Source organism: Sphingopyxis sp. P8, assembly GCF_020622175.1.
GTDB classification, from domain to species: Bacteria; Pseudomonadota; Alphaproteobacteria; order Sphingomonadales; family Sphingomonadaceae; genus Sphingopyxis; species Sphingopyxis jiangsuensis.
The window spans coordinates 590,872-616,269 of record NZ_JACNMK010000001.1 but is presented as its reverse complement, the minus strand read 5'-3'; the positions used below and the strand labels follow the sequence as shown (position 1 = coordinate 616,269).

Below are 25,398 nucleotides of genomic sequence, written 5' to 3'. Positions count from 1 at the left end.
ATCGCAGCGATGCATTTGGCCCCTTGCATCGGACGCCGGCGCTGGTAAAGGCGGCGTCCCGGTCGCACCACCCAGGGCGACCCGCAGAAATGGCACGGGGCCTTAGCTCAGCTGGGAGAGCGCTACAATGGCATTGTAGAGGTCAGCGGTTCGATCCCGCTAGGCTCCACCATTTCTCCTCGGCGCGAACGGGCGCCCCTCATGGCATATTAGAGGTCAGCGGTTCGATCCCGCCAGGCTCCACCATTTTCAAGAAGGCCCAGCCATGCCGGGCCTTTTCTTTTCAGCCAATCCTGCCGCGATCAATCGCCATAGCGGGCTTGATACGGCGCCCGTTTAAAGCACCGCCTCTTCCTTTTCATCGAACAGCGGCTCCATGCGGATCGGGTCGGCGAGGGTGATGCGGTCAAGGACGGCCGCCGTGTCGTCGCGCACCTTCAGCATCAGGCTTCGCATCCGGCATTCGGCCTCGGGCAGGCAATTCTTGCAATGTTCATGTGCATTGCGACTCGCGCAGGGAACGAGCGCGAGCGACCCGCGCGTCAGCCGGACGAGGTCGCCATAGCTGATGTCGACGGGAGGCAGCGCGAGCTGATAGCCGCCGTCGCGGCCGCGCTGCGAAATAAGCAGGCCTTCGCGTGCCATTTCGGACAGGATGACGGTCAGAAATTTCGGCGGTATATTCTGCGCGTCGGCAATGTCCGCCAACTGCACCTGTCCCTTGCCCCAATGATCGGCAAGATGCTGGAAGGCGCGGATCGTATAGCGGGTCTTCTGCGAGAGCATGGGCGGCGTAGTGAGCCAAATTTTCGTTTAATTCAACCTGTCAGGATGAGATTATATCTGCGATGTTGATGTAGGTCACAGCGAATGGCATGGAGCGCGGCCATGGGGGGCGGGAAAGCCCATTTCGGGCGCGACGAAGGTGGATAATTCATGCGTAAATTTCTGGCTGGTCCCGCAGTTCTGGCAAGCTGCATGCTGGTGGCAGTTCCGGCGCAGGCCCAGTTTGGCGGATTGCTGCGGAAAATAACAACCCCGACTCCGGCGCCGACGCCCACCGAAAAGGACAATGGCGGATGTCCCGCCGGCAAAAAGGGCGATGGAACGGGCCGCATGATCATCGGCGGCGTGATGGATCATGCCGTCGGCAAGGCGGCGCAAAAGGTCGGTGTGTACGGCTTTGTCCCGATCGCGGAGGTCAGCGGCACGCTGACGAACGCGATTGCTTGCCGTCTGGATCCGGGCGAGCAGGTCCAGGCAGCGGCAGCGACCGAAGAGGTCACGCGCGGCGAAGAGGTCGGCGCGACGGCAAACTGGACGAGCGAAACGCGCGAAAATGTCAGCGGGTCTTCGACGATCGCCGCAATCAATGACGAGCGCGGTGGTCGCAAATGCATGACCGTCAACGACTTCATCATCGTCGAGGGCGAGGAAACGCGCGTCACCAAACGTATGTGCAAGGGACGGGGCGAGTCGCGCTATGTCCTTGCCGCATAAATTGCCGCATAAAATCGCGCGGCTGACGATCGCCGCCGCCGCGCTCCTTGCGCTTGGGGCGACCGAGCGCATGGACCCCGACAATCCGACCTGTCCGCTCAATCCCAATTGGTCGGCGAACAGCGTGATGCAGTTGTCGGTCGTCGAGCGCGGCGGGGCCAAGGTCATGCTGGCGGAAGGTCGCGTCGATCCGGGGTTGCCCGACCGGCTGGCGGCAGCGCTCAAGGCTAATCCCGATGTCAGCGAAATCTGGCTGCGCTCGCCGGGTGGCGATGCGCGCGCCGGTAATGCGGCGGGACGGGTCATCCGCTCGAATTTCGGTCTCGCGACGCGCATCCCGAGCGGCTGGGCCTGTTTCAGCGCGTGCAATTTCGTCTTCATGGGCGGTCAGCCGCGCATGATCGACCCCGGCGGCCATTTCATGGTGCATATGTTCACCCGCACCGGCGACCGCTCGACGATCGACATGAGCGTCGCGATGGGCACCGACGCGACGCGCGAACTGATCGGCGACATCGAACAGGATTCGGCATTGCTCGCGAGCGAGGACAATGATTTCCTGATCCGCATGGGCATATCGCGCAAACTGCTGACCGAGGTGATGTACCGCCAACAGGCGGTCGCCAATGCCGAGGACAAATCGACGCGGCGGTGCCTGACGCTCGACGAGGCGCTGAAATATGGCGTGACCTACGCGGTCGAATAGGCGTCGGGGCAGGTTGCAAAAGGCAACCAAAGGCATAGACTGGCGCCATATAGGGAGAGCCGGCCATGACCGATATGACGCACGAGCACGCCACGTTCCGATCGATGATCGACGGCACGCAGGAAGACTGGAACATCATCGCGCGCGAGCAAAAGGCGTTTGCGCCGAATAATGGCGCGCGGATCATCGAACATTTGAAGCTGCTCGGCGGCGATTATGGCGGATTCCCGGTCGACCGGCTCGAACATTGCCTGCAGACCGCGACGCGCGCGCACCGCGATGGGCGTGACGAGGAATATGTCGTGATGGCGCTTCTCCACGACATCGGCGATACGCTGGGGGCGTTCAATCACCCCGACGTCGCGGCTGCGATCCTCAAGCCCTTTCTGTCAGAGGAAAATCTGTGGATCGTCCAGCATCACGGCATCTTCCAGGGCCATTATTTCTTCCACTATCTGGGCCTCGACCGCGACATGCGCGACCAGTTCAAGGACCATCCCTATTATGACGCCTGCGCCGAATTCTGCGAAAAATATGACGCGCCGGCGTTCGACCCCGATTATGACTCGCTGCCCCTCGAATTCTTCGAGCCGATGGTGAAGCGCCTCTGCTCGGCGCCCAAGACGAGCATTTACAAGAAGGTGATGGCCGAGGCGGCGGAGTAGGCCCTCGCCATCTGTTCGTCACCCTAGCGAAGGCCGGGGTCTCACCGGCGAGATCCCGGCCTTCGCCGGGATGACGGAAGACGGGGGCGTCAGGCCCCTTTGAACGCGGCCTCGCGCTTCTCGACGAACGCCATCACGCCTTCGACCGCGTCGGCGCTGTTGCCCGCGACGAACTGCCCCATTGCCTCGGCGTCGAGCGTTTCCGCAAAGCCTTGCGAGAGGCCCGCGCGCAAAATCTTGCGCATCGTGCCGAGCGCGACCGTTGGTCCCGCGGCGAGGCGCTGCGCGAGCGCGGTCGCTTCGTCCATCAGCGCATTATCTTCGACCACCTTGTAAACAAGGCCCCAGTCGGCCGCCTGCTCGGCGCCGATTTTTTCGCCGAGCATCATCATCTGCAGCGCGCGCGGTACGCCGATCAGGCGCGGTAAGAGCCACGACGAACCCCCGTCGGGCACCAGCCCGATGTTGACGAATGCCTGAAGGAAATAGGCCGATTTGCCCGCGAGGGTGAAATCGCCCGACAGCGCAAAGCTGCACCCCACGCCTGCCGCCGGGCCGTTCACTGCGGTGACGACCGGAATGTCGAGATTGGCGAGCGCGAGCAGCATCGGATTGTAATGGTTGCGCAATGCCTTGCGGCTGTTCGCGCCGCCGCCGACCGCCGACGCGCTGCGGTCGCCGCCGAGGTCTGCGCCCGAACAGAATCCGCGTCCTTCGCCGGTAATCAGCAACGCGCGCGCGCCGAGCCCCGGTAGATGGTCGAGCGCCGCGCGGATGTCGTCGGCCATCGCGGGCGGCATCGAATTGAGCCGGTCGGGCCGGTTGAGCGTGATCGTCGCGACATTGTCGGCGATACTGAGCTTGATCGTATCGAAGCTGGGGACGTCAGTCATGGGGAAGAATCCTCTCGCAGGCGCTTTACCTTTACGTTCACGTAAACTTTTGCCGCATTTGGGACCGATGCGCAAGGGGGAAGGGGGTATAAAGCGACTTCGAAACGAACATCTACGGCGGGGCCAAGCATTGCCGTCCACACTCGGTGGTTGTTCGTTGCCGACCCTGATCGGATGGTGGGAAACGACCGGTTGCGGCCATCAGATCCTCCCTGTGCCGCAGGCATGGGGAGGTGGCAGCCCGAAGGGCTGACGGAGGGGCTAATGGCGCAACGTCGCGGCCGCTCCACCCCTCGCTTCGCGAGCGGTCCCCCTCCCCATGGCTTCGCCACAGGGAGGAATTTGCGGCAAATTCCACCCCGAAGCGGACATCCTCAGCGCAAAAAGTCCGCTGTCCTACATTGAGTGGCTATGCCCGTCTTCGTCCCGGCTCTTTCAATGTGCGGATAAAGGATCGCCGCCCCGCGTTGCCGGGACGGGCAGCAACCGGACGCGGCATGTCCGCCGGGCACGAAAAAACGGCGCGCATTGGGCCGAACATTCCTGAACTTTGGAAGGATGCCGACGACAGCACAGGCCGGTCTCTACCCTAATCCTCGCGCCGCCGGACGAACCGCATCGTGCCTTCTGCGCGATGAAGCGTCACGCCGCGCTCCGTCGCTTCGAGGCACGCATCGCTGAAACCGACGACGCGGATATCGTTCGGCACGATTATGACGCGCAGCTTTCCGTCATCGCCTTCGGACAGGTCAAAGCGCGGCGCGGTAATGTTGTAGATGGGTTCGGTAAGCCCAACCCATCGCGGAACGCGCGGATCGTCTTCGGGCATCGTCCAGCCGTCATATTGCGTATAGCCCTCGATCGGATCGCCGTTGTCGAAGCCGATCACGAAATCGACCCCGGGGATGCCATTGCCGTTCGGCCAGGTGACGAGCAGCGTCGGAACCACGCCGTCGACTGCAAGTGGCGGCCCCTTGGTCATCGCGGGCGGCACCGGCTTGGGTTCGGTGGTCAGGCAGATCCGGTCGCCGTGCAGCTCCCAGCGTCCTTCGGCGCGTTCGTCGAGCGCGCCCGCTGCAAGGAAATATTGAAAGCGTCCGTCGGCACGGATGAGCAGTCCGCCCGCGACATCGGGCCCTTCGGCAAGATAATATTCACCGACGAAGGGCGGTTGCTGCGCAGCGGCCGGAGCAGCGATCAGGGCGACGACGAGGGGCAGCATTCGCATCGGCTGACCATGCGCGCCCCGCACGCCGGACGCCAGCCTCTTTCCACATCCGTCGCCGCCTGCTAACCGCCCGCGCCATGTCCCAGACGCATCCCGAACGCCGCACCTTCGCCATCATCTCGCACCCCGACGCGGGCAAGACGACCCTGACCGAGAAATTGCTCGTCGCGGGCGGGGCGATCCATATGGCGGGCGAGGTGAAGGCGCGCGGTCAGGCGCGGCGCGCGCGCTCCGACTGGATGAAGATCGAACAGCAGCGCGGCATTTCCGTCACCTCGTCGGTGATGACCTTCGAACATGCGGGGCTCGTCTTCAACCTGCTCGACACGCCGGGGCACGAGGATTTCAGCGAGGATACCTATCGCACGCTGACCGCGGTCGACAGCGCGGTGATGGTGATCGACGCCGCCAAGGGCATCGAGCCGCAGACATTGAAGCTGTTCGAGGTCTGCCGCCTGCGTTCGGTGCCGATCATCACCTTCGTCAACAAGGTCGACCGCGAAGGCCTGCCGCCGTTCGAACTGCTCGACGAGGTTGCCGACCGGCTCGCGCTCGACGTCTGCCCGATGAACTGGCCCGCGGGCATGGGCGGGCAATTCGAGGGGATTTACGATCTCGTCGATCCCGCAATCATGCAGCCCGGCGGCGATGCGTCGCGCATGTATGAGGGCGACAGGACTGGCGTGGCGGGGCTCGACGATCCGGCGCTCGCCGCAAGGCTCAGCGCCGACGCGCTCGCGCACCTTCGCGAAGAGACCGAGCTTGCCTCCGCCTGCTATGCGCCGTTCGACGCCGCGGCGTATCGCAATGGCGACCTGACGCCGGTCTATTTCGGATCGGCGCTCAAGGAGTTCGGCGTCATCGACCTGCTCGCCGCGCTCGCGCGCCATGCGCCGGGACCGCAGCCGCAGCCCGCCGAGCCCGCGCCGGTCGAGCCCAGCGATGAAGCCGTCACCGGCTTTGTGTTCAAGGTGCAGGCGAACATGAACCCCGCGCACCGCGACCGCATCGCCTTCATGCGGCTCTGCTCGGGGAAGTTCGAGCGCGGAATGCGTCTCACCCAAGGGGGGACCGGCAAGGCGATCGCGATAAGCCGCCCGATGCTCTTCCTCGCGCAAGACCGCGAAATGGCCGAGGAGGCTTTCCCCGGCGACATCATCGGCATTCCGAACCACGGCACCTTGCGCGTCGGCGACACCTTGTCCGAACGCACCGACATCACCATCACCGGCCTGCCGAACTTCGCGCCCGAAATCCTGCGCCGCGTCGCGCTGGTCGACCCCACCAAGACCAAGCAGCTTCGCAAGGCACTCGACGACATGGCAGAGGAGGGGATCATCCAGGTCTTCTATCCCGAAATCGGCGCGAACATGATCGTTGGCGTCGTTGGTCAGCTCCAGCTCGAAGTGCTGATCAGCCGGCTCGAGGCCGAATATAAGGTCGAGGCGAAGCTGGAAGCGAGTCCGTGGGACACGGCGCGCTGGATCGCGAGCGACGATGCCGCCGCATTGAAGGCGTTCCAGGCCGATCATCGCGGCGCGTCGGCAACCGACCGCGACGGCGCGCCGGTGTTCATGGCGAAGGATGCGTGGGAAGTCGGCTATGTGACGCAGCGCCACCCGCAGATCCGCTTCACCGCGACCAAGGAACGCGTTTTCGCTCCGGCGGCGTGAACGAAACGCTTGCGCTGTATTTGCCGCAAGCTAATCATTCCCTCGGGTCGGACGTGCGGGGAGAAGCGCGATGGACGGACGGCGTGGGATTCGAGCGGCAATGCTGCTGGGCGCGGTGGCGGCGCCCGTGATGGCACAATCGGCGATCAGCCTGCCGATTGCCAAGGGTTTCTGGACCAACGACAATCAGAAATGCGCGACGGTGCGCCATGGCTATGTCTTCGACGGAAAGCGCTGGGGCTCGCTCTATTATTACGGTCCCAACGGCAACATGGGGCCGGCGGCAGAATTGCAGCCGATCACACAGACGCGCGCGGTCGGGGGCGGCTTTACGCAGATGCAGTTCGGCGGGTTCGACGGCGCGGGCTATTTCCGGGTCAAGTCGACGGGACCCGACCGCGCGCTCTACCGCGTCGGCGCGCCGTTTCGCGAGGAAATGCAAGTGATGGACGAAATGCTCATCCGCTGCAGCTATGCGTCGCTATCGCCGAAAATGAAGGCGGCGCTCAAGCGTTTCGCGCCCGCGCTCGCGACGGTCAAATAAGGCTCAATAGGTCGGCGGGCGCTGCCTCGTCAGCGGCCGTATCGCTCTCGCCGTCGAACTTGCTCAGCGTCAAGCCGAGCAGGCGGATACCCTGTTCGGTCGGCAGCAACGGCGCGAGGATTGCCTCGCCTGCGGCGAGCAGCGCGGCACCGTCGGCCACCGGCGCCGCCAGCGACTTCGCCCGCGTGATCGTGCGGAAATCGGCGTAGCGCAGCTTGAGCGTCACCGTGCGCCCGCGTGCGCCCTTCTTCGCCGCGCGATCCCACACGACCGTGCAAACATGCGCGAGCGCCTCGCGGATCTCGGCGTCGGTGACGAGGTCGTTGAAAAAGGTGCGCTCGCCGCCGAGCGATTTGAGCGGGCGGTTCGATTTGACGCGGCGATGGTCGATTCCGCGCGCCAGATTATGGAGCCATTCGGCGCTGTTGCCGAAATGCGCGGCGAGCCACGACATGTCCTTCGCGGCGAGGTCGGCGCCAGAATAGATGCCCAGCCCCTCCATCTTCGCCGCGGTCACCGGGCCGATACCGTGGAAGCGGCGGATCGACAGCGTCTGGACGAAGGTCGCGCCCTTGCCGGGCGGGATGACCGTCAGCCCGTCGGGCTTGTTCTGATCCGACGCGAGCTTCGCAATGAACTTGTTGTACGAAACGCCGGCGGAGGCGGTGAGGCCGGTTTCGTCGCGGATGCGCCGTCGGATCAGCTTTGCGGTTGCGGTCGCGCTACCGAGCCCGGCCTTGTCGCGGCTGACATCGAGATAGGCCTCGTCGAGCGACAGCGGCTCGACCTCGTCGGCATAGTCGCGGAAAATCGCACGGATCTGGTGCGAAATCTCGCGATACACCTCGAAGCGCGGGGGGACGAAGACCAGCTCGGGGCATTGGCGCTTGGCCGTGACGCTCGGCATCGCCGACCGCACGCCGAACTTGCGCGCTTCATAGGAGGCGGCAGCCACCACCCCGCGCCGCGACGAGCCGCCAACCGCGACAGGGCGCCCGCGCAACGCCGGATTGTCGCGCTGTTCGACCGACGCGTAAAAGGCGTCCATGTCGACATGAATGATCTTGCGCACCGCGTCGGTGGCAATGTCGCTCTCATCGATGTCGTCGGGTTCGTCCACGCGCCGCGATCTAGCATGTTGCCAAAATGTTCTCAACATCCGGGCGCGCAGGTGCTTGACGGCGGCCGGTCAAACTGGCAATCGCCGCCAGCCTTGGATACGCGGGTATAGCATAGTGGTAATGCTCTAGCCTTCCAAGCTAGCTAGGCGGGTTCGATTCCCGCTACCCGCTCCAATTTCTCATACATCATTGTTCATTTGCGTCTGGAATCGGCGCAGAAAATAGCGTATTTCCATGCCTGAGCGGTCGGTGGCGTTCACTATCGGCCGGATATAACCGCTCCCTGTTGGGGGCCACTTTGGGGGCCGGGGGCCACGAAGTGAATGGGGGTGGCCCCATTTGGGGGCCACGAATGGGAAAGGCGCTGATTTATGGCCCTGACAGACGTGGCAATCCGCAATGCCAAGCCAAAGGCCAAGCCGTTCAAGCTGGGCGATTCGCTTGGGCTGTTCCTTTTGGTTCAGCCGAGCGGCGGCAAGCTGTGGCGGTTGAAATACAGGATCGACGGGCGAGAAAAAAAGCTGGGGCTGGGGACGTATCCCGAAGTTAGCTTGAGCGAGGCGCGCCGACGCCGGGACGATGCGCGCGAACTGATCGCGGCGGGCAAAGACCCTTCGCGCGAAAAGCAGCGCGAAATTCGTCAAGCGCGGGTGATGGCGGGCAATAGCTTTGCGAGCATTGCCGAAGAATATTGCGACAAGCGCAAGCGTGATGGCGACAACGGCTGGGCACCGGCAACGGCAACCCGAAGCGAATATTTGCTGAGCCAATTGCGCGGCTCAATCGGTCGGATGCCTATTAACGAAATTGAGCCTGCGGACGTGCTGGAGGCCGTCCGCAAGATCGAGCGGCGCGGCAATCTGGAAAGCGCGCGGCGAACATTGCAACTTGCGAGCATGGTGTTCCGATACGCTATCGCGACGGCGCGCCTTCGGTCGGACCCGACGCGCGACCTTCGCGGTGCGCTGACTGCCCCGCGCGTCGTCCACTATGGAGCAATCACCGAAGCCAAGCGTGTCGGCGAGTTGCTGCGCGCGATAGAAGGTTATGGGGGCCATGGCCTGACCAAGTTGGCGATGCAGTTGGCCCCGCACGTTTTCGTCCGGCCGGGGGAACTGCGACACGCCGAATGGGAAGATATCGACGTTGACGGCGCGCTGTGGACCATACCGGCCGCGAAAACGAAAATGCGCAAGGACCATCGCGTGCCGCTTTCGCGCCAAGCGGTTGCGCTGTTCCGTGAAATCCATTCGATCACGGGGCCGGTCGGCTATGTGTTCCCGTCAATCCGAACGCGCCAGCGCCCCATGAGCGAAAACACAATCAATGCCGGATTGCGGCGGCTGGGATATTCCAGCGACGAAATGACCGCGCACGGCTTCCGAGCGATGGCTTCAACATTACTCAACGAGTCGGGCAAATGGCACCCGGACGCCATCGAACGCGCGTTGGCACACGGAGATACCGACAAGGTGCGCGCAGCTTATCATCGCGGCGCGCATTGGCAGGAGCGAATCGAAATGGCGCAGTGGTGGAGTGACCATTTGGACCAACTGCGGAAAGGTGCCGATATTGTCGTGCTCGCGGAAAGAATGGCCACCTAAAACCGACGATCATTTGCACCTGCCCAAAGGCGGGTAGGGCATGCTCCGTCATCGGGCGGGAGGGGGGAGGTATATTCTCTTGGTCGCTCAAAACGGACACCGGGCCTAATCTCGATTGATACTGCTAACACAGTTTCTCGCCCGCGCGCGCGTGAGCGTTTTAGGCAGCTGAATTTTGATCTTTTCGTCACGCGCAAGAATATCTTGGCGCTTCCGTGCTTCGCGGTTAGGCATCCGCTGTCTTCGGGAGGCAATTTCAAATGAATACACCGCTTCGCCAGCTTCTTGCCCAATATCGCTTGGCGGCAAAGACCGAGCGCGAAAAGGGAACATATTTCGAGCGGCTGGCGCTGGCGTTTATCAAAAATGATCCGGGCATGGCCCAGGAATATGAGGACGTTTGGACCTTCACCGATTGGGCGAAGGCGCAGCGGCTCGACGGCAAGGATATCGGGATCGATCTGGTCGCCAAGATTCGCGGCGAGGACAGCTTTTGCGCGATCCAGTGCAAATTCTATGCGGAAGGCTATCGCATCCAGAAAGGCGATATCGACAGCTTCCTTGCCAGCAGCGCGACGCGCCATTTTTCGCGCGGGCTTGTGTTCGATACGACCGGCGCGCCGTGGAGCAGCAATGCCGAAGCGTTGCTGGATGACCTGAACGTCACCCGGATTGGGCTAGACCGGCTAGAGGAAAGCCCGCTTGACTGGACGGCATGGTTCCAGCGCGAGGAAATCAAGGTCGCCGCGCCCAAGACGCTGCGACCGCACCAACAGGACGCGCTCGCGGCGGTGCAGGCCGGGCTGGCCGACGCCGACCGGGGCAAGCTGATCATGGCGTGCGGCACCGGCAAGACCTTTACCGGGCTGAAGATCGCCGAAACGATGGCAGGGCCGGGCAAGACCGTGCTTGTGCTGGTTCCATCGCTTGCATTGATGAGCCAGACGATCCGCGAATGGACCATCGATAGCGCGACCCCGCTGCGATCCTATGCCGTCTGTTCGGACGTGCAGGTGGGCAAGCGTCGCCGCGATGCCGACGACGTGGCCGAAGTCGAGCTGCACGATCTGGATTATCCTGCGACGACCAATGCCGCGAAGCTGGCCAGCCGGGCGCACGCTCCGGCCCCCGACCGTATGACCGTGGTGTTTTCCACCTATCAATCGATTCAAGTTATCAGCGACGCGCAAAAGCGGCACGGCTTCCCCGAATTTGATTTGATCATTTGCGACGAGGCGCACCGCACGACCGGCGCGACGTTGGCGGGTGAGGACGAAAGCAATTTCGTCAAAGTCCACAATCAGGATTTCATCGGCGGCCGGAAACGCCTCTATATGACCGCGACCCCGCGCGTATTTGGCGAAGGGGTGAAGGCCAAGGCCAGCGAAGCATCGGCCGAACTGGCATCGATGGACGATCCGGCGCTTTACGGCGAAACGCTGTTCGCGCGGGGCTTCGGCTGGGCGGTCGAGAATGGCTTGCTGACCGATTATAAGGTGCTGGTGCTAGCAGTGGACGAAGCCATGGTATCGGGCGGCGTGCAGCACCGGCTGGCCGACGGCGGCACCGAATTGAAGCTCGACGACGCGACCAAGATCATTGGTTGCTATAAGGCGCTGACCAAGAACGGTCTGAAAGACGAGCTGCTGACCGATGCGCAGCCGATGCGCCGCGCGCTTGCCTTTTGTCGGGATATCGCCGCGTCCAAACTGGTCCGCACCGAATTTGCCAATGTCGTAAGCGAATATCTGGCGTCGGACGAGGGGCGGGACGCCATGGGCGACGCTGCCGTGCTCGAATGCCAGTTGCACCATGTTGACGGCACCATGGGCGCGAAAGAACGCGGTGTGCATCTGGACTGGCTGAAAGAGGATGCAGGCGAAGGCGTAGCGCGCATCCTGTCCAATGCGCGATGCCTGTCCGAAGGCGTGGACGTGCCCGCGCTCGACGCGATCCTGTTCATGCACCCGCGCAAGAGCCAGATTGACGTGGTGCAATCGGTTGGACGCGTGATGCGCCGCGCGCCGGGCAAGCAGCTGGGCTATGTCATTCTGCCGATCGGTGTCCCGGCCGGTGTGACGCCCGAACAGGCGCTGGATGACAACGAGCGCTATCGTGTCGTCTGGCAAATCCTGAACGCGCTTCGCAGCCACGACGAGCGTTTTGACGCGCGGCTCAATCAGGCGGACCTTGGCGTCGATATCAGCGATCATATCGAAGTGGTCGCGGTCAGCAATAAATTGCCGACGGCCAAAGCCAAGCAGGGCGGCGGCGGTCATATCGGCAGCGGTGGAGCAGGCGGCGACGACGGCGAACGCGGCGATGGCGACAGCACCCCGCGCGGCGGGAGCGAAAACCAGTCGGCATTCGTTTTCGACGAGTTTTCGCGCGCGATCATGGCCAAGATCGTCAAGAAATGCGGGCGGCGTGATTATTGGGAGGATTGGGCGGGGGATATCGCCAAGATCGCCCAGACGCATATCACGCGCATCACGGCATTGGTCGAAAAGCCCAATACGCCCGAACGCGCCGCGTTCGACGGCTTCCTTGCCGAAATTCGTGACGATTTGAATGGCAGCATCACCGCTGGCGAGGCCATTGAGATGCTGGCCCAGCATTTGATCACCCGGCCGGTGTTCGACGCGCTGTTCGAGGGATACAGCTTTGCCCGCAACAATCCCGTCTCCAAGGCGATGGAAGCGGTGCTGGAGGCGCTCGACGAGCATCGGTTGGATAAGGAGGCCGACAGTCTCCAGCGCTTCTATGACAGCGTTAAAAGGCGCGCGGCGGGCATCGATGACGCCGGGGCCAAACAGAAGATCGTTGTCGAGCTATACGACAAATTCTTCCGCAACGCCTTCCCCCGGATGACCGAGCGGCTGGGCATCGTTTACACGCCCGTCGAGGTGGTGGATTTCATCATCCATTCGGTCAACGAGGTGCTGCAATCCGAATTTGGTCAGACCCTTGGCAGCAAGGGGGTGCATATCATGGACCCCTTCACCGGCACTGGCACGTTTATCACGCGTCTGCTGCAATCGGGGCTGATCCGGCCGGATGAGCTGGCGCACAAATATGCCCATGAGATCCACGCTAACGAGATTGTGCTCCTTGCCTACTACATTGCGGCGATCAATATCGAGGCGGTCTATCACAGCCTTTCGGGCGGCGATTACCAGCCATTCGGCGGCATCTGCCTGACCGATACCTTCCAGCTTTACGAGCAGGAAAAGGACATGCTGGCTGAGTTGATGCCCGACAACAGCCATCGCCGCGCGCGGCAAAAGGAACTGGATATTCGCGTCATCATCGGCAACCCGCCCTATTCGGTGGGGCAGAAAAGCGAGAATGATAACGCTGATAACGTCGAATATCCCCGGCTCGACGCGCGCATCCGCGAAACCTATGCCAAGCGGTCCAAGGCAACCTTGGCCAAGGGGTTGTATGACAGCTATATCCGCGCGATCCGCTGGGCCAGCGACCGGATTGGCGATGCGGGTGTAGTCGCCTATGTGTCGAACGCGGGATGGCTGGACGCCAACACCGCCGATGGCTTGCGGCAATGCCTGACCGATGAGTTTTCCAGCATCCATGTGTTCCATTTGCGCGGGAATGCTCGCACGTCAGGCGAGCAACGCCGCAGGGAAAAGGACAATGTATTCGGGCAAGGAACGCGCACGCCGGTCGCTATCGCCCTGCTCGTGAAAAATCCCGATGCCGCCGCGAAAGGCCAAATTCGTTTTCACGATATCGGCGATTATCTGACCCGCGAGGACAAGCTGGCGGCCATCGCTCGCTTCGGCAGTATCAGCGGCATCGCCCGCGCGAACGGCTGGCTTGCGATCACTCCCGACGAGCATGGTGACTGGCTGGGTCAGCGCGACAAGGCGTTCGACGCCTTCCTGCCGCTGGGTGACAAGAAAAGCGAGGGCGCAAAGCTGTTTGAGAATTTTTCGCTGGGCGTCGTCACAAACCGCGATGCGTGGTGCGTTAATCCCAGCCGCGCTGCCGTCGAGCACAACATGGCTGCGATGATCAGCGTCTATAATGATGAATTGTCGCGCTTCGATGCTGCACACCCTCATGCAGACCGCAAGGCCCGCGGCGCGGCCTTGGATAAGTTTATCGACACAGACCCGACGAAGATCAGTTGGACGCACAATATCAAAGAGGATTTGGCCAAGGGCAAAACCGCCGCGTTCGATGCCTCGTGTTTGACCCCGAGCCTCTATCGCCCCTTCACGCATCAATGGCTCTATTACAGCCGCACGTTCAACGAGAGGGTTTACCAGATGCCGCGCATCTTCCCGATGGGCGAGATTGCGAACAATCGAGTGATTTGCGTCTCAGGTGGCGGTGAAAAAGTCGGCTTTAGCACGATGATGACTGTAGCAGTCCCCAGCCTGCACATGGTGGATATTGAGGGTTCGCAATGCTTTCCCCGCTATCTCTTTAATGACGGCGGCGATCCGGGCAGCGGCGCGACGCAAGGCGGTTTGTTTGCCGCCGCCTCATCCGCGCCGGGCAAACGGCGCGATGCCATCACCGACGAAGGGCTGACGCATTTTCAAGCCGCCTATCCGGGCGAGCCGATCACAAAGGATGATCTGTTTCATTACGCGTATGGGCTGCTGCATAGTGAGGACTACCGCGCCCGCTTTGCCGATAATCTGTCCAAGCAATTGCCACGCATCCCGGCCGTAAAACAGGCGGCGGACTTTTGGGCCTTTGTCGAGGCGGGGAAGCGGCTGGGCGATCTGCATTGCGATTTCGACAGCGCCGAGCCTTTTCCCGTCACCATCGCCGAGGGCGATCTGAGACTGGCCAATATTCCCGATCCGGTGAAATTCTACCGCGTCGATAAAATGAAATTCGGCGGCAAGCGCCCCAATCTCGACAAGACGGTGGTGCATTACAATCCGCGCATCACCATCACCGGCATTCCGCTGGAGGCCTATGACTATGTGGTCAACGGCAAACCCGCGCTCGAATGGGTGATGGAGCGCCAGTGCGTCAAAACCGACAAGGCCAGCGGCATCGTCAATGACGCCAATCGCTACGCCATCGAGACGGTCGGCGATCCGGCCTATCCGCTGTTGCTGTTCCAGCGGGTGATTACGGTCAGCTTGGAAACGATGAAGATCGTGCGGGCGCTTCCGAGGCTGGAGATTGATTGAATATCGACTGCTTTCCAAAAGGAGGAACGATGACGGCATCGGATGTGGAGGATAGCAGAGCGCTAGAGGTGTTGCGCACATGGCAGTGGCTTTTCTACGGTCCCGACGGATACAAGTCGCCGGTTGAGATGGGTTTAGGCGAAGCGGTCAGCCGACTGGCGCTAGAAGGCGTGCCAAACGCTCATCGTGCAATGCTGAGGCTGCTTTGCCGGAATGAGGTGACGGCTAGCGGGTTTTTCCGTTGGCGAAAGTATCAATGGGGAAATTACTACAGCCTAGAGGGCTCAAATGAGGTCTTGGTGCCTAATCGCTGGCAAGTTTTAGCCGACGCAATTTCGGAAGAAGCGCAAGCGCTAAAAAATCATGAGTTTCCAGCATCCTTTGTAAATCTTGAGAAACTGGAACTGACAGATTGCGACATATATGAATGGGCGTATCTGGATAACCGTTTTTCGACTGCCATTTGTCCACCCGAGACCGCGAGCACCGATAGAGATTATTTTGAGGAGTGGTATTCGGCTTGGGACATTAGCATTTATCCACGATTTCCGGCCGTAGAAGATTTTTGTGATGATGATTCCGATGTTTCTACGCCAGTGGCGAATAGAGGCGGACGACCAGCGGTGGCGGATTGGGAAAGTGCTGCGCTGGAGATCGCCGGGCGCTATTATCGAGGCGACCTGAAACCGAAGACGATCGCCGACGTTAGCCGAGAATTGGCAGGATGGTTGGGAAGCCAAGACGTATATCCATCCGATTCAGCCATTCGTCTTCATGCAAAGGGGATTTTCGACGCCTTCCAGTCTTGGGAGCGCGACTAACAAAAACTAGGTTTCTGGCAGTAAATGAAGGTTATCGGCGGACTGCCGCAACCGAACTCCCCAGAACGGTCCCGTTCAACCCCGGACGGAGATCCAAATGACTCACCAGACTATCGCAATCGAGCCGCTCGCCTATTCGGTCAACGAAGCGTGCCGCGTATCTTCGCTTGGCCGCACACGACTCTATCAATTGATCGGAGAGGGACGGCTGGAGGTTCGCAAGATCGGCAAGCGCACTTTGATACCGGCCGCTTCGCTGCGCGCTTTGGTCATCGGCGAAGGTTAGTCCCGTGGGACGACGCAACCGGCGCAACCGGGTCAATGCGACCGGCCGGAATCCGACCAGCCGCTTTGTAAGGCTCGACCACGCCTTGCTGAATAGCAACGCCTATCGAGCGTTGTCGCCCAATGCGCGATCCTTGCTGGTAGAGTTGGCGATGCTGGAAAACGGATCGAACAACGGCAGTCTCTATTTGGGCGTGCGGGACGGCGCGCATCGGCTTGGCGTCGCTGACTTGGCGGCTGCGAGCCGCGCGTTCGACGATCTCGCTCGCTTGGGCTTTATTGAGATGACAAAGGATTCTCATTTCAGCGTGAAGACAGCGGAATCGTCGCGAGCGCGATGCTGGCGATTGACTTGGGTGCCCGGTCCCGGCCGGAAGGCGTCAACGTCCGACTTCCTCAACCGTGAGCCGATGCCTAAGACGCAAGCGTGGCGGCGCATGGATCGCGGGCTGCGCTCCCTGAAAGCCTATCGCAAGGCGCGGGACGGCAATCAATTGCCGGTTATGGAATCCGAAACGATGACACCACAATGGCCCGATATGCGGACCACAGCGGTATCGGATTCCATGACGCTAAATGGCCGCAATGGCGCATTTCCGCCAAATCCGCTCATTCGGGAATTCAATACATATACAGCTGCACCATGGGGTAGGGGGGGCACGAATATCGCACCGGGTTGGTGGCGACCCGATTGGTCGGCTCACCTTGCCGCGCTCGTCTATTCTTCAACTCTGACGCACTTGGCTTTGAAGGAAGCGGCATGACCGGCAAGAGAAAGTCGAAAAGCGGCACCATTCCCGTGGAGGTCAAAACGAAAGCGGGCGAATCGGAGGCCGAAACCATGGCCCGCGTGCTGACTGGTTCATATTTGCGCCACGGTGTCGTCGCGCACGGATTGGCCGAGAAAATGTTTGGCGAACTGCCCGGCAATCCCGGCATCCAAGATTATGGACAGTGCATCAAAGGGAAAGCGGAACACGTAAAGCAGGGCGATCTGACTTTGGCGAGCGAGCTGCTAATTGCACAGGCGCTTTCGCTCGACGCCATGTTTACCGAACTTGCGCGACGGGCGACAATGAACTTCGGCGATTATCCGTTAGCCGCTGAGCGCTACGCGCGCCTGGCCTTCAAGGCGCAGTCGAACAGTCGGTCAGCCTTAGAGGCGGTGGCGAAGCTTCACCAGCCGCGCGAACAAACGGTGCGCCACGTCCACGTTAATGAGGGCGGACAGGCCATCGTTGCCGACCAATTTCACCATCACGCGGGGGGTATCGAAAATGCAAAAGTCGACAAACAACCCCATGCAACCGGAGCAACTAGCCCGAGCAAATCGCTGCCGGGCGCGGACCCGTGCGGGAACGGAGTGCCAATCGCCAGCGATCAAGGGCAAGAAGCGGTGCCGAATGCACGGCGGGAAGGGGAGCGGAGCGCCTGTGGGCAATAGCAACGCCCGAAAACATGGTGGCTATTCGGCCCAGACAAAGGCAGCGGCACGATATTTGCGGGAACTGGCGAGACTGGTGGACTAGCAGTTAGTTAGTCTCTTACAGCGCTCAAACTTTTCAAAATCAATTCGAGCCTTCATGGCGGCGGCCTGCACAGCCGCAAACGTTCCACTTCCGTCCGCAAATCTGTCGATTGCTTCGCTCGCATGGATTGCTGACATTGTCGCGCTGCGTGCCTGAACATGGGCTGCATCATCGTCGGCTTGGACAACTTGCATTTGAGACGCGACGATTAGGAACTGTGAAGCAATATTAGCCAGTCTTGGATCGCTGGCCTCGGAAGAATGTCCCATTGCATTCAATGCAGCTAATGCGTCATTTAGTGTCGTCGAGGCGTTTGCTGCCGCGCTCGCCGCATTCATCGCTCTATCTGCAGTTTCAGCCACACTCTCGCCTTGGTCAGGCACGGTTGGAGGCGTTCCACACGCGCTCAGACTAAGAACTATCAAAAGTGACGGCATTTTTTCCATAGTTTTCAATAGGGCGGGATTTTGCACATGTATAGATCGCGCAAGTTTCACAGTCAGCCATCTTTGGGGGCCATTTTGGGGGCCACTTAAAGGACCGTTTGGAAAAAATGGCCTATTCAACACGTCTCGACTGCACATTTCGATTCCCGCTACCGCTCCAGCCTCCCGAACATTCGTTGAAAAAATTTTCTTCGTCATGGAACCCGGCCCGCGCCGATGCGTTTCTTGGGCCTATGTGATCGAAAGATTGGATAGGATTGGTCCCGTCTTCGGACGGAACCGAGGGAGCCCCGCCACAGAAATGTGGCGGGGCTTACTCATTTCGGTACCTTGTCAGAGACCCTGCGCAAAGGGGCTGACGATCATCGATATGATCAGGCTGATCGCAAAGACGAGCACGATCATTGTTACGACGGCCGCAACGACATAGCCAACGGCTTTGCCTTCCGGTGCGCGCATGAGCTTGGGGAGGCCGAGATACACGAGGTAAAGGCTGTAGAGGCCGAGCAGCATTCCGATCACGCTCAAGGCTGGGATCAGGTTGAATATCCCCGCTACCCAGCTTGCCGTCGCGGAATATGCCGCCACCTTGAACGCCTGAATACGGTTGGCCGTCGCTTCGAACGTCGGGGCGAGAGCATCGATAACGAGCGCGAGTACATAGACGCCGATCAGCGCCCCGGCATATTGCAGGATAGCCGTTGTTGCCGCCGAACCGATGGAGGGGCGATAGGTGAATCCGAGGGCGGAAATGCCGAACATCGTCGATCCGATGAAACCCGCGACTGCGGGAATTGCGGCGAGAGGAAAGACATAGCGCGAATAGATATTGCCGATAGTATCGGGTTCGGCGTCGATCTTGTCCCACTCGGCAGCGGGTGACATCAGGATGCCTTTGATGCGCTCGATCAGGCCGGTGGTATTATTGCTGTTTCCTTCCATCGTCATTGCCCCTTTCCATGGAACCCTGCCTTAGTGGGTATTCGAGTTTAGCATGAATTCGGATTGCGATGTGAAATGATGTAGAAGCTTGCGCTGTGTTTCCTGTCACAGGACCAAGCCAAGCCGCTTGCCGCGACATGAACGGGCACGTCCAATTGCGACATTTTGCGACAATTTTGCGCCATTGCGGCAATTGCGTGCGATAAATGGCCCCTAAAAGCGCTTCATCGGGACCGAAAACCGGATCCCCCATGAAGGAGTACTTCCGTGAAAAAGATCACCCTCTTCACTCTGGGCGCCGCCCTGATCGCCGTTCCCGCGCTTGCCGCGCCGGGTGGCAAGATGGGCGATGCCGATGGCAATGGCGTGCTGACCCGCGCCGAAGCGCAAGCCGCCGCAACGCAGATGTTCGCGAAGATGGACGCGAATGGCGACGGCAAGCTCGACGCTACTGACCGCGCGGCGAAGCGCGCCGAAATGCAGGCCAAGATGTTCGAGCGCCTCGACGCGAACAAGGACGGCAACATCAGCCGCGCAGAGTGGGATCAACACGCCGCCGAGCGCGCCGCGAAGCGCACCGAGCGTGGCGAGAAGCGTGCCGAAGCAGGCGAAAGCCACCGCGGCAAGCGCGACGGCATGCGCGGGCATCGCGGCAAGCGCGGCGGTCATGGCATGATGATGCTGGGCCGCGCCGACACCAACGGCGACAAGGTGATCAGCCAGGCCGAGTTCCAGACCGCAGCGCTCGCGCGCTTCGACAGCGTCGATGCGAACAAGGACGGGCAGGTCACGGCCGAAGAGCGCAAGGCTCATCGTGAGGCGATGCGCGCCAAGCGCGGCCAGCGCCCCGCCAGCCAGTAAAGCTTTGGCAGGGGCCAGCGGCGACGGGCAGGGCACTCCTCCCCCCTCCCATGCATTGCCTTTGCCGCTGGTCCCTGCCAGCAAGGTTCGCCCATCGGTTCCGTGCCGGTGGGCGAACGCCTGTTTCAGACGGATAACCGATGACCGATAGCGACACGCCGCGCATCCTGCTGGTCGACGACGAGCCGTCGATCCGCGAGCCGCTGGGCGAGTATCTGGAAACGCAAGGATTTGCCGTTACGGCGGCGGCCAGTGCGGCTGAGGCGCGGTCGGTGCTGCGCGCGCAGGGGGTCGATCTGGTGGTCAGCGACATCATGATGCCTGGCGAGGACGGATTGTCGCTCACACGGCACCTGCGCGAGGCGGGCGACGTGCCCGTGATTCTGCTGACCGCACGCGCAGAGGACACCGAACGAATTATCGGGCTTGAAATGGGCGCCGACGATTATGTCGTCAAACCTTTCAACCCGCGCGAACTGGTTGCTCGGATTCGCACCGTGCTGCGCCGGACGCAGGCAAACGGACGTGCGCTCGACTCGGGCGGGACGAGCTACGCCTTCGGGCCTTGGGTGCTGCGCGAGGTTGAGCGCGTCCTTGTCGACGAAGCAGGCGAGGAGGTCGCGCTGTCGTCGGGCGAATATCATCTGCTCCACGCCCTGCTGCGGCATCCGCGGCAGGTGATGAGCCGCGACCGGCTGCTCGACCTCGTCCGTGGGCGCGAGGCCGATATTTTCGACCGCGCGATTGACAATCTGGTCAGCCGCCTGCGCAAGAAGATCGAGACCGACCCCGCGCATCCGCAGCTCGTCAAGACGGTGTGGGGCGGCGGCTATACGCTCGCGTGCGAGGTCAAACGAATCGGACCCGCGGCATGAGATTCCGTCTGTGGCCCAAAAGCCTGATCGGCCAGCTCGTCTTTGCCGTCGCGGTGATGCTGTTTGTCGCTCAGGCGGTGAACTTCGCCCTGCTCGCGCGCGGCATGAAGCAACAGATGCTCGCACATGGTGGCGGGATGACCGTGGCGCGGATCATCGACGCGGTCGACCGTTACGAGCGCGGTCTGATCGAACCTCAGCGCCAGCGGGGCGACCCTCGCGAGCGCCGCCGCCAGCGTCGCGAGCCGCGGGTCTGGACGGGCGACGCAGCTCCGCCGGTTCCTCCGGGCGCGAGCGCCATGCCGGAGCTCTCCGATTATGTGGCGACGCTGCTCGGCGACGCCAATGTCGACGCACGCGACGTCAAGGCTTGGGTGTTGCCGCAGCGTCCCCGGTTCGGGCGCACCGAGCTGCCCGGGCGGACGGCAATTGTGGTCGCGGAGGTAGGCGGACGCTATTATGCCGTGCGCGGCCGCCTGCCTGCGAGCGGAAACCGGCTGCAGGGTTTCCTGGTCTGGCAAACGCTGGTTCTCTATCTCCTCCTCCTCATCCCGATCATGATCATCGCGTGGCGCGCCGCGGCGCCACTGCGCGACCTGACGCGCGCCGCCCGCTCCAACCCCGCAGTGCGCGACGCAATCCCGATCGACGAGGAGGGGCCGTCGGACGTGCGCGACCTGATCCGCGCCTTCAACGCGTATCGCGCGCGCATCGCGACGATGCTTGCCGACAAGGACCGGATGCTCGGCGCGGTAGGGCACGACCTGCGCACGCCGCTCGCCAGTCTCCGCGTCCGCGTCGAGGGGGTCGAGGACGATCGGCTGCGCGACAAGATGATCGCCTCGATCGACGAGATGACTGCGATGCTCACCGACATTTTGGCGCTCGCGCGGACGGGGGCGGGGAATGAGGTGCAGGAGCGGATCGAGCTGTCGGCGCTCGTCTGCGAACTCGCCGAGGATTATGTCGAGCAGGGCAAGAATGTCGCGGTTGATAATGTCGTGCAGGCCGCGGTCGTCGCGCGACCGATGTTGCTGCGCCGGGCGCTGCGCAACCTTATCGACAATGGCGTCACATATGGCAGCCGCGCGCGGCTCTCGGTGCGTCTCGTGGCAGATCAAGCTCAGGTCGTTGTCGCCGACGACGGCCCCGGCCTCACCGACGAACAGATCCGTGCGCTGGTGGAGCCCTTCGCGCGCGGCGAACAGTCGCGAAACCGCGCGACGGGCGGCGCTGGGCTGGGGCTGTCGATCGCGCGCGAGATTGCGGCCGGCGAGGGCGGGGCGCTGTCGCTCGCCAATGGGGCACAAGGCGGGCTCGAGGCGGTGATCGCGCTGCCGATTGCCTAATCGTCGCCCCTGCGAAGGCAGGGACGACGGCTTTTAGGCGTAGATAGCGATTCCCTGGCTGCCGCTCATCACAGGTTCGCCCGCGCGGTTCCAGATCATCATGTCCTGCACCGAAAAGCCGCCGCGCGCATAGCCCGTCTTGGCCGACAACAGCCACCAACCGTCGTCGGTGGCAGGGGCGCCGGTCAGCATGTTGACCGTCCAGTTCATCGAACTGATCGGCCCGAACTCGCTGAACAGCGCCATTGCGGCGGGGGGTAGCGCATCGCCCATCGCAAGCAGCGTGACCATCGGATGACAGGAGGGCTCCTCGACGAAACGGACCCAGGTCAGATATTCGCCGACATCGCTTTTCCAGTCGAAGCGCGGCCCGCTGACCGGGCGCATGTCGAAATGGCGCGTGAAGGGAGGGCGAACCTTGTGGTCGGGGACGGGCTCGAGTGTGTCGGGGTCGGGGCCGTCGGGCATGGTCAGGCGAATGTGGTCGAGGTGGCTCGCGCGGTCGCCCGAGAAGGCAAAGACCGCCGCGGTCCCGAACCCCTGATCGCTCGACACGCCGGCGTCGACGAACAGCGAGGATTTCGACCGGCGCAACTCGCGCGTCGCCACCGTGCAATCGCCCCCGACGGGGCCGACAAAGCTGATCTGGGCATAGCGTAAAGGTGCATCCGTCGGATGGCGCTCCATGACTGCAGCGAGCGCGACCGCCGAACTGATGCCGCCATAGGCTGTGCGGCCCTGCATCCAGCCGGTGTCGATATGCGCGGTTGCGCTGTCGCCATCGACGCGCAGCGTGGAGAGCAGCGCGTCGAGGGCGCTGGGGGAGGTGCTCATCCTGTGCTTATTCCTCGATCTGGAAGGTCAGTCCCGCATTGGTAGTCAGCCGGTCGATCAGCGCCCGACCGAGCAGCGCACCCGGCGTCCAGATGCCGCCTTTGCTGTCATTTTCCAGCAGCGCCATCCCCGTTTCCGCAAGCATTTTCGACGTCGAGCCATAGCCGGGATCGCGGTCGCCCTGGACGCTGGCGCGGATCGTCGTTCCGTCGGGATATTCGCCGATGAACAGGATGTCGTAGAAGCCCGCCTCGCGCTCTTCCTTGCTCGGCCCTTCGCCGGGCTTCAGCTTGGCGTCGCCAAAGGGGTTCGCCTTCGCCATCGCCTCGGCCATCGCTTTCCCGGCGTCGCCGATTGTCGTCATCACCATCTCGTCATAGACAAGGTCCGCACCCCATTCGTGCCCCAACAGGAAATTGGTGCGGTGGACATTCTTTGTGTTGATCGGCGCCATGATGAAGGGTGCAGTCCAGGTGCCCGTCGCGCTGTCATGTTCGGGGACGAGCCCGGTTGGCTGCGATGGCCCCTCGAACCCCGGGGTCAGCGCGAAGGAGGATTTGAGCAGCAGCGCGAGCGACGGCTTTTTGGCGACGGCCTTCAGCGTTTCGGTCAGGCTCGCGATGGTGCCGCCCGACGCGCCGCCCTGCATCTTGCGCACGCGGCCCTTGACGCGCGGCGCGGGCTTGCCGTGCCGCTTCACCGCCTCGGCCTGCAGGAAGAGCACGCCGAGGTCGAAAGGGATCGAATCGAACCCGCAGCTGAAGGTGATGCGCGCGCCGGATGCCTTGGCCGCATCCTGATGTGCGTCAATCATCTCGCGCATCCAGCCGGGCTCGCCGCACAGATCGGCATAGGCCGTGCCCGCGCGAACGCAGGCGGCGACAAGATCGCCGCCGTAAAGCTGGTACGGGCCGACGGTCGTGAGCACGACCTTCGTGCGGTGCGCCATCGCGTCGAGGCTGGCGGGATCGTTCGCGTCGGCGATCACGAGCGGCACGTCCTTCGGCGCGCCGATCAGGTCGCGCACCTCGGCGAGCTTATCCTTGCTGCGTCCCGCCATCGCCCATTTGGGGGCGTCCTTGCGCCCAGCATAATGGTGCGCGAGATATTCGGCCACAAGCCGGCCCGTGAACCCTGTCGCGCCATAGACGATGATGTCGAATTCGCGTGCTTCGGTCATCGGCTCTCTCCCTTTACGTAAACGTTAAGTGGAGGCTAGCGCAGATGGTGCCGGGTGCCAAGGGGCGATGGCGGGGGATGAGGGCGGCGAGTTCGACGTTTGGGCGGAGGGAAAGGCGGGCGCCGAAGGGTGTCTCGACTTCGTTCGACACGAACGGACATAGGAATGCAGGAAAGCGGCCAATTGTGGGGGGGCGATCCTCCCTGTGGCGCAGGCATGGGGAGGTGGCAGCCCAAAGGGCTGACGGAGGGGCTAATGGCGCAACGCGGCGGCCCCCCTCCACCCCTCGCTTCGCGAGCGGTCCCCCTCCCCATGGCTTCGCCACAGGGAGGATTTAGCGGCAGCTCTCCACCCCAAACCGGACGTCCCGCGCGCGAAAAAAACTGCTGTCCTACATTATTCCGCTGTGCCAGCCTTCGTCCCGGCTCTTTCGATATGTGGACAAAAGGATCGCTTCCCGGCCTTGCCGGTGCGGGTAGAAGGCGGGGCGGCATGTCCGCCGGGCGTTGCAAACCGCGGCGTGCACAAGGCTGAACTTTGAGATTGCCGCTGCTGCGCGCGGCTCAATCCTTCCTACAGCTTCGGCAGCGTGACGCCCTTCTGCCCCATATATTTGCCCGAGCGGTCGGCATAGCTCGTCTCGCACGGCTCATTGCCTTGCAGGAACAGGAATTGGCACGCCCCCTCATTGGCATAGATTTTGGCGGGCAGGGGAGTTGTGTTGGAAAATTCCAGCGTTACATGGCCTTCCCAGCCGGGCTCGAGCGGGGTGACGTTCACGATGATGCCGCAGCGCGCATAGGTCGATTTGCCGAGGCAGATGACGAGCACATCGCGCGGAATACGGAAATACTCGACCGTGCGAGCGAGCGCGAAGCTGTTCGGCGGAATGATGCACACGTCGGTTTCGCGATCGACGAAGTTCTTGGGATCGAACGCCTTTGGGTCGACGGTGGTGCTGTCGATATTGGTGAAAATCTTGAACTCGGGCGCGACGCGCGCGTCATAGCCGTAAGAGGAGAGGCCATAGCTGATGCAGCCGTCGCGCCGCTGCGCCTCCACGAAAGGTTCGATCATGCCCTGCGTGCGGGCGGCTTCGCGAATCCATTTGTCGGAAAGAATGGCCATGCGTTTCTCTTGTCGGCGCGCGCGGACGAGCGCAAGC

General features: G+C 62.1%; 24 protein-coding genes and 2 tRNA genes. 17 read left to right on the top strand and 9 right to left on the bottom strand.

Features of this window, described 5'->3' with window-relative positions:
• The first annotated feature begins 96 nt into the window (after nucleotides 1-96).
• A tRNA-Ala gene (locus H7692_RS03050) sits at nucleotides 97-172 on the top strand.
• A 164-nt stretch (nucleotides 173-336) separates the two neighbouring features.
• Here H7692_RS03050 and H7692_RS03045 read toward each other — a convergent pair.
• Entirely contained in the window at nucleotides 337-786 is a 450-nt protein-coding gene (locus H7692_RS03045) for an RrF2 family transcriptional regulator (RefSeq protein ID WP_201925817.1), read from the bottom strand.
• Nucleotides 787-936: 150 nt separating this feature from the next.
• Here H7692_RS03045 and H7692_RS03040 point away from each other — a divergent pair, with 150 nt between their 5' ends.
• From H7692_RS03040 to H7692_RS03030, 3 genes are all read left to right on the top strand, one after another.
• A complete protein-coding gene (locus H7692_RS03040) occupies nucleotides 937-1,500 on the top strand; it encodes a hypothetical protein (protein WP_201925814.1) in 564 nt (187 codons plus the stop codon).
• Nucleotide 1,501: 1 nt separating this feature from the next.
• Nucleotides 1,502-2,206 carry a hypothetical protein gene (locus H7692_RS03035; RefSeq protein ID WP_227339760.1) on the top strand — a complete coding sequence of 235 codons (705 nt, stop codon included), beginning with the start codon at nucleotides 1,502-1,504 and terminating at the stop codon, nucleotides 2,204-2,206.
• Nucleotides 2,207-2,271: 65 nt separating this feature from the next.
• A complete protein-coding gene (locus H7692_RS03030; RefSeq protein ID WP_201925812.1) occupies nucleotides 2,272-2,871 on the top strand; it encodes an HD domain-containing protein in 600 nt (199 codons plus the stop codon).
• A gap of 89 nt (nucleotides 2,872-2,960) precedes the next feature.
• On the opposite strand, the gene H7692_RS03025 is transcribed toward H7692_RS03030, so the two are convergent.
• Together H7692_RS03025 and H7692_RS03020 are read right to left on the bottom strand one after the other, a co-directional pair.
• A complete protein-coding gene (locus tag H7692_RS03025; protein WP_201925810.1) occupies nucleotides 2,961-3,764 on the bottom strand; it encodes an enoyl-CoA hydratase-related protein in 804 nt (267 codons plus the stop codon).
• A 589-nt stretch (nucleotides 3,765-4,353) separates the two neighbouring features.
• Nucleotides 4,354-4,992, bottom strand: coding sequence for a hypothetical protein (locus H7692_RS03020; RefSeq protein WP_201925808.1), 639 nt, complete (start codon nucleotides 4,990-4,992; stop codon nucleotides 4,354-4,356).
• A 77-nt stretch (nucleotides 4,993-5,069) separates the two neighbouring features.
• On the opposite strand from H7692_RS03020, the gene H7692_RS03015 reads away from it, so the two are divergent.
• Both H7692_RS03015 and H7692_RS03010 read left to right on the top strand, forming a co-directional pair.
• Nucleotides 5,070-6,665, top strand: a complete 1,596-nt coding sequence (locus H7692_RS03015; RefSeq protein ID WP_201925806.1) for a peptide chain release factor 3 — start codon at nucleotides 5,070-5,072, stop codon at nucleotides 6,663-6,665.
• 70 nt (nucleotides 6,666-6,735) lie between these two features.
• Nucleotides 6,736-7,209: a hypothetical protein gene (locus H7692_RS03010; RefSeq protein ID WP_222135994.1), complete on the top strand. Its 474-nt coding sequence runs from the start codon at nucleotides 6,736-6,738 to the stop codon at nucleotides 7,207-7,209.
• On the opposite strand, the gene dinB is transcribed toward H7692_RS03010, so the two are convergent.
• Complete coding sequence (gene dinB, locus H7692_RS03005; protein ID WP_390881102.1) at nucleotides 7,202-8,257, bottom strand: DNA polymerase IV; 1,056 nt, start codon at nucleotides 8,255-8,257, stop codon at nucleotides 7,202-7,204. The two genes, H7692_RS03010 and dinB, sit on opposite strands and share 8 nt — an antisense overlap.
• A 173-nt stretch (nucleotides 8,258-8,430) precedes the next feature.
• Between dinB and H7692_RS03000 the strand changes: the two genes are divergently transcribed.
• From H7692_RS03000 to H7692_RS15200, 8 genes are all read left to right on the top strand, one after another.
• Nucleotides 8,431-8,504: transfer RNA gene (locus H7692_RS03000), tRNA-Gly, on the top strand.
• A gap of 197 nt (nucleotides 8,505-8,701) precedes the next feature.
• Nucleotides 8,702-9,934: a tyrosine-type recombinase/integrase gene (locus H7692_RS02995; protein WP_227339758.1), complete on the top strand. Its 1,233-nt coding sequence runs from the start codon at nucleotides 8,702-8,704 to the stop codon at nucleotides 9,932-9,934.
• A gap of 260 nt (nucleotides 9,935-10,194) precedes the next feature.
• A complete protein-coding gene (locus H7692_RS02990; RefSeq protein WP_227339757.1) occupies nucleotides 10,195-15,111 on the top strand; it encodes a type ISP restriction/modification enzyme in 4,917 nt (1,638 codons plus the stop codon).
• A 29-nt stretch (nucleotides 15,112-15,140) separates the two neighbouring features.
• Nucleotides 15,141-15,932, top strand: coding sequence for a hypothetical protein (locus H7692_RS02985; protein WP_227339756.1), 792 nt, complete (start codon nucleotides 15,141-15,143; stop codon nucleotides 15,930-15,932).
• Between the two features lie 97 nt (nucleotides 15,933-16,029).
• Nucleotides 16,030-16,218: a helix-turn-helix domain-containing protein gene (locus H7692_RS02980; protein ID WP_227339755.1), complete on the top strand. Its 189-nt coding sequence runs from the start codon at nucleotides 16,030-16,032 to the stop codon at nucleotides 16,216-16,218.
• A gap of 4 nt (nucleotides 16,219-16,222) precedes the next feature.
• Nucleotides 16,223-16,981 (top strand): hypothetical protein, encoded by a 759-nt coding sequence (locus tag H7692_RS02975; protein ID WP_227339754.1) that lies wholly within the window; start codon nucleotides 16,223-16,225, stop codon nucleotides 16,979-16,981.
• Nucleotides 16,978-17,661: a hypothetical protein gene (locus tag H7692_RS02970; protein ID WP_227339753.1), complete on the top strand. Its 684-nt coding sequence runs from the start codon at nucleotides 16,978-16,980 to the stop codon at nucleotides 17,659-17,661. Before H7692_RS02975 ends, H7692_RS02970 begins: the two co-directional genes overlap by 4 nt.
• Nucleotides 17,597-17,746: a hypothetical protein gene (locus tag H7692_RS15200; protein ID WP_413541439.1), complete on the top strand. Its 150-nt coding sequence runs from the start codon at nucleotides 17,597-17,599 to the stop codon at nucleotides 17,744-17,746. The genes H7692_RS02970 and H7692_RS15200 overlap by 65 nt, the downstream gene beginning before the upstream one ends.
• On the opposite strand, the gene H7692_RS02965 is transcribed toward H7692_RS15200, so the two are convergent.
• Entirely contained in the window at nucleotides 17,743-18,390 is a 648-nt protein-coding gene (locus H7692_RS02965) for a hypothetical protein (RefSeq protein ID WP_227339752.1), read from the bottom strand. The two genes, H7692_RS15200 and H7692_RS02965, sit on opposite strands and share 4 nt — an antisense overlap.
• A 135-nt stretch (nucleotides 18,391-18,525) precedes the next feature.
• Nucleotides 18,526-19,140, bottom strand: a complete 615-nt coding sequence (locus H7692_RS02960; RefSeq protein WP_227339751.1) for a Yip1 family protein — start codon at nucleotides 19,138-19,140, stop codon at nucleotides 18,526-18,528.
• A gap of 261 nt (nucleotides 19,141-19,401) precedes the next feature.
• Between H7692_RS02960 and H7692_RS02955 the strand changes: the two genes are divergently transcribed.
• The 3 genes from H7692_RS02955 (at nucleotide 19,402) to H7692_RS02945 (ending at nucleotide 22,219) form a co-directional block, all read left to right on the top strand.
• Nucleotides 19,402-19,995, top strand: a complete 594-nt coding sequence (locus H7692_RS02955; RefSeq protein WP_227339750.1) for an EF-hand domain-containing protein — start codon at nucleotides 19,402-19,404, stop codon at nucleotides 19,993-19,995.
• Nucleotides 19,996-20,135: 140 nt separating this feature from the next.
• Entirely contained in the window at nucleotides 20,136-20,870 is a 735-nt protein-coding gene (locus tag H7692_RS02950) for a response regulator (protein WP_201925788.1), read from the top strand.
• A complete protein-coding gene (locus H7692_RS02945; protein ID WP_201925786.1) occupies nucleotides 20,867-22,219 on the top strand; it encodes a sensor histidine kinase in 1,353 nt (450 codons plus the stop codon). Before H7692_RS02950 ends, H7692_RS02945 begins: the two co-directional genes overlap by 4 nt.
• A 33-nt stretch (nucleotides 22,220-22,252) precedes the next feature.
• On the opposite strand, the gene H7692_RS02940 is transcribed toward H7692_RS02945, so the two are convergent.
• The 3 genes from H7692_RS02940 to dcd all read right to left on the bottom strand — a co-directional run bounded on the left by H7692_RS02940 (nucleotide 22,253) and on the right by dcd (nucleotide 25,361).
• Nucleotides 22,253-23,053 (bottom strand): acyl-CoA thioesterase, encoded by an 801-nt coding sequence (locus H7692_RS02940; protein ID WP_222136003.1) that lies wholly within the window; start codon nucleotides 23,051-23,053, stop codon nucleotides 22,253-22,255.
• A 7-nt stretch (nucleotides 23,054-23,060) separates the two neighbouring features.
• Nucleotides 23,061-24,233 carry a saccharopine dehydrogenase family protein gene (locus tag H7692_RS02935; protein WP_222136004.1) on the bottom strand — a complete coding sequence of 391 codons (1,173 nt, stop codon included), beginning with the start codon at nucleotides 24,231-24,233 and terminating at the stop codon, nucleotides 23,061-23,063.
• Between the two features lie 573 nt (nucleotides 24,234-24,806).
• Nucleotides 24,807-25,361 (bottom strand): dCTP deaminase, encoded by a 555-nt coding sequence (dcd, locus tag H7692_RS02930; protein WP_201925780.1) that lies wholly within the window; start codon nucleotides 25,359-25,361, stop codon nucleotides 24,807-24,809.
• Nucleotides 25,362-25,398: the final 37 nt, after the last annotated feature.

Excerpts from the sequence above, each read along its gene's own strand:
- H7692_RS02970 (WP_227339753.1), top strand. The coding sequence starts at position 16,978 with ATGACCGGCAAGAGAAAGTCGAAAAGCGGCACCATTCCCGTGGAGGTC.
- H7692_RS02940 (WP_222136003.1), bottom strand. The coding sequence starts at position 23,053 with ATGAGCACCTCCCCCAGCGCCCTCGACGCGCTGCTCTCCACGCTGCGC.
- H7692_RS03030 (WP_201925812.1), top strand. The coding sequence starts at position 2,272 with ATGACCGATATGACGCACGAGCACGCCACGTTCCGATCGATGATCGAC.
- H7692_RS02995 (WP_227339758.1), top strand. The coding sequence starts at position 8,702 with ATGGCCCTGACAGACGTGGCAATCCGCAATGCCAAGCCAAAGGCCAAG.
- H7692_RS02950 (WP_201925788.1), top strand. The coding sequence starts at position 20,136 with ATGACCGATAGCGACACGCCGCGCATCCTGCTGGTCGACGACGAGCCG.
- H7692_RS02945 (WP_201925786.1), top strand. The coding sequence starts at position 20,867 with ATGAGATTCCGTCTGTGGCCCAAAAGCCTGATCGGCCAGCTCGTCTTT.
- H7692_RS02960 (WP_227339751.1), bottom strand. The coding sequence starts at position 19,140 with ATGACGATGGAAGGAAACAGCAATAATACCACCGGCCTGATCGAGCGC.
- dinB (WP_390881102.1), bottom strand. The coding sequence starts at position 8,257 with ATGGACGCCTTTTACGCGTCGGTCGAACAGCGCGACAATCCGGCGTTG.
- H7692_RS03020 (WP_201925808.1), bottom strand. The coding sequence starts at position 4,992 with ATGCGAATGCTGCCCCTCGTCGTCGCCCTGATCGCTGCTCCGGCCGCT.
- H7692_RS02965 (WP_227339752.1), bottom strand. The coding sequence starts at position 18,390 with ATGACGAAGAAAATTTTTTCAACGAATGTTCGGGAGGCTGGAGCGGTA.
- H7692_RS02990 (WP_227339757.1), top strand. The coding sequence starts at position 10,195 with ATGAATACACCGCTTCGCCAGCTTCTTGCCCAATATCGCTTGGCGGCA.
- H7692_RS03040 (WP_201925814.1), top strand. The coding sequence starts at position 937 with ATGCGTAAATTTCTGGCTGGTCCCGCAGTTCTGGCAAGCTGCATGCTG.
- H7692_RS03025 (WP_201925810.1), bottom strand. The coding sequence starts at position 3,764 with ATGACTGACGTCCCCAGCTTCGATACGATCAAGCTCAGTATCGCCGAC.
- H7692_RS02985 (WP_227339756.1), top strand. The coding sequence starts at position 15,141 with ATGACGGCATCGGATGTGGAGGATAGCAGAGCGCTAGAGGTGTTGCGC.
- H7692_RS03015 (WP_201925806.1), top strand. The coding sequence starts at position 5,070 with ATGTCCCAGACGCATCCCGAACGCCGCACCTTCGCCATCATCTCGCAC.
- H7692_RS02935 (WP_222136004.1), bottom strand. The coding sequence starts at position 24,233 with ATGACCGAAGCACGCGAATTCGACATCATCGTCTATGGCGCGACAGGG.
- H7692_RS03045 (WP_201925817.1), bottom strand. The coding sequence starts at position 786 with ATGCTCTCGCAGAAGACCCGCTATACGATCCGCGCCTTCCAGCATCTT.
- dcd (WP_201925780.1), bottom strand. The coding sequence starts at position 25,361 with ATGGCCATTCTTTCCGACAAATGGATTCGCGAAGCCGCCCGCACGCAG.
- H7692_RS02980 (WP_227339755.1), top strand. The coding sequence starts at position 16,030 with ATGACTCACCAGACTATCGCAATCGAGCCGCTCGCCTATTCGGTCAAC.
- H7692_RS03010 (WP_222135994.1), top strand. The coding sequence starts at position 6,736 with ATGGACGGACGGCGTGGGATTCGAGCGGCAATGCTGCTGGGCGCGGTG.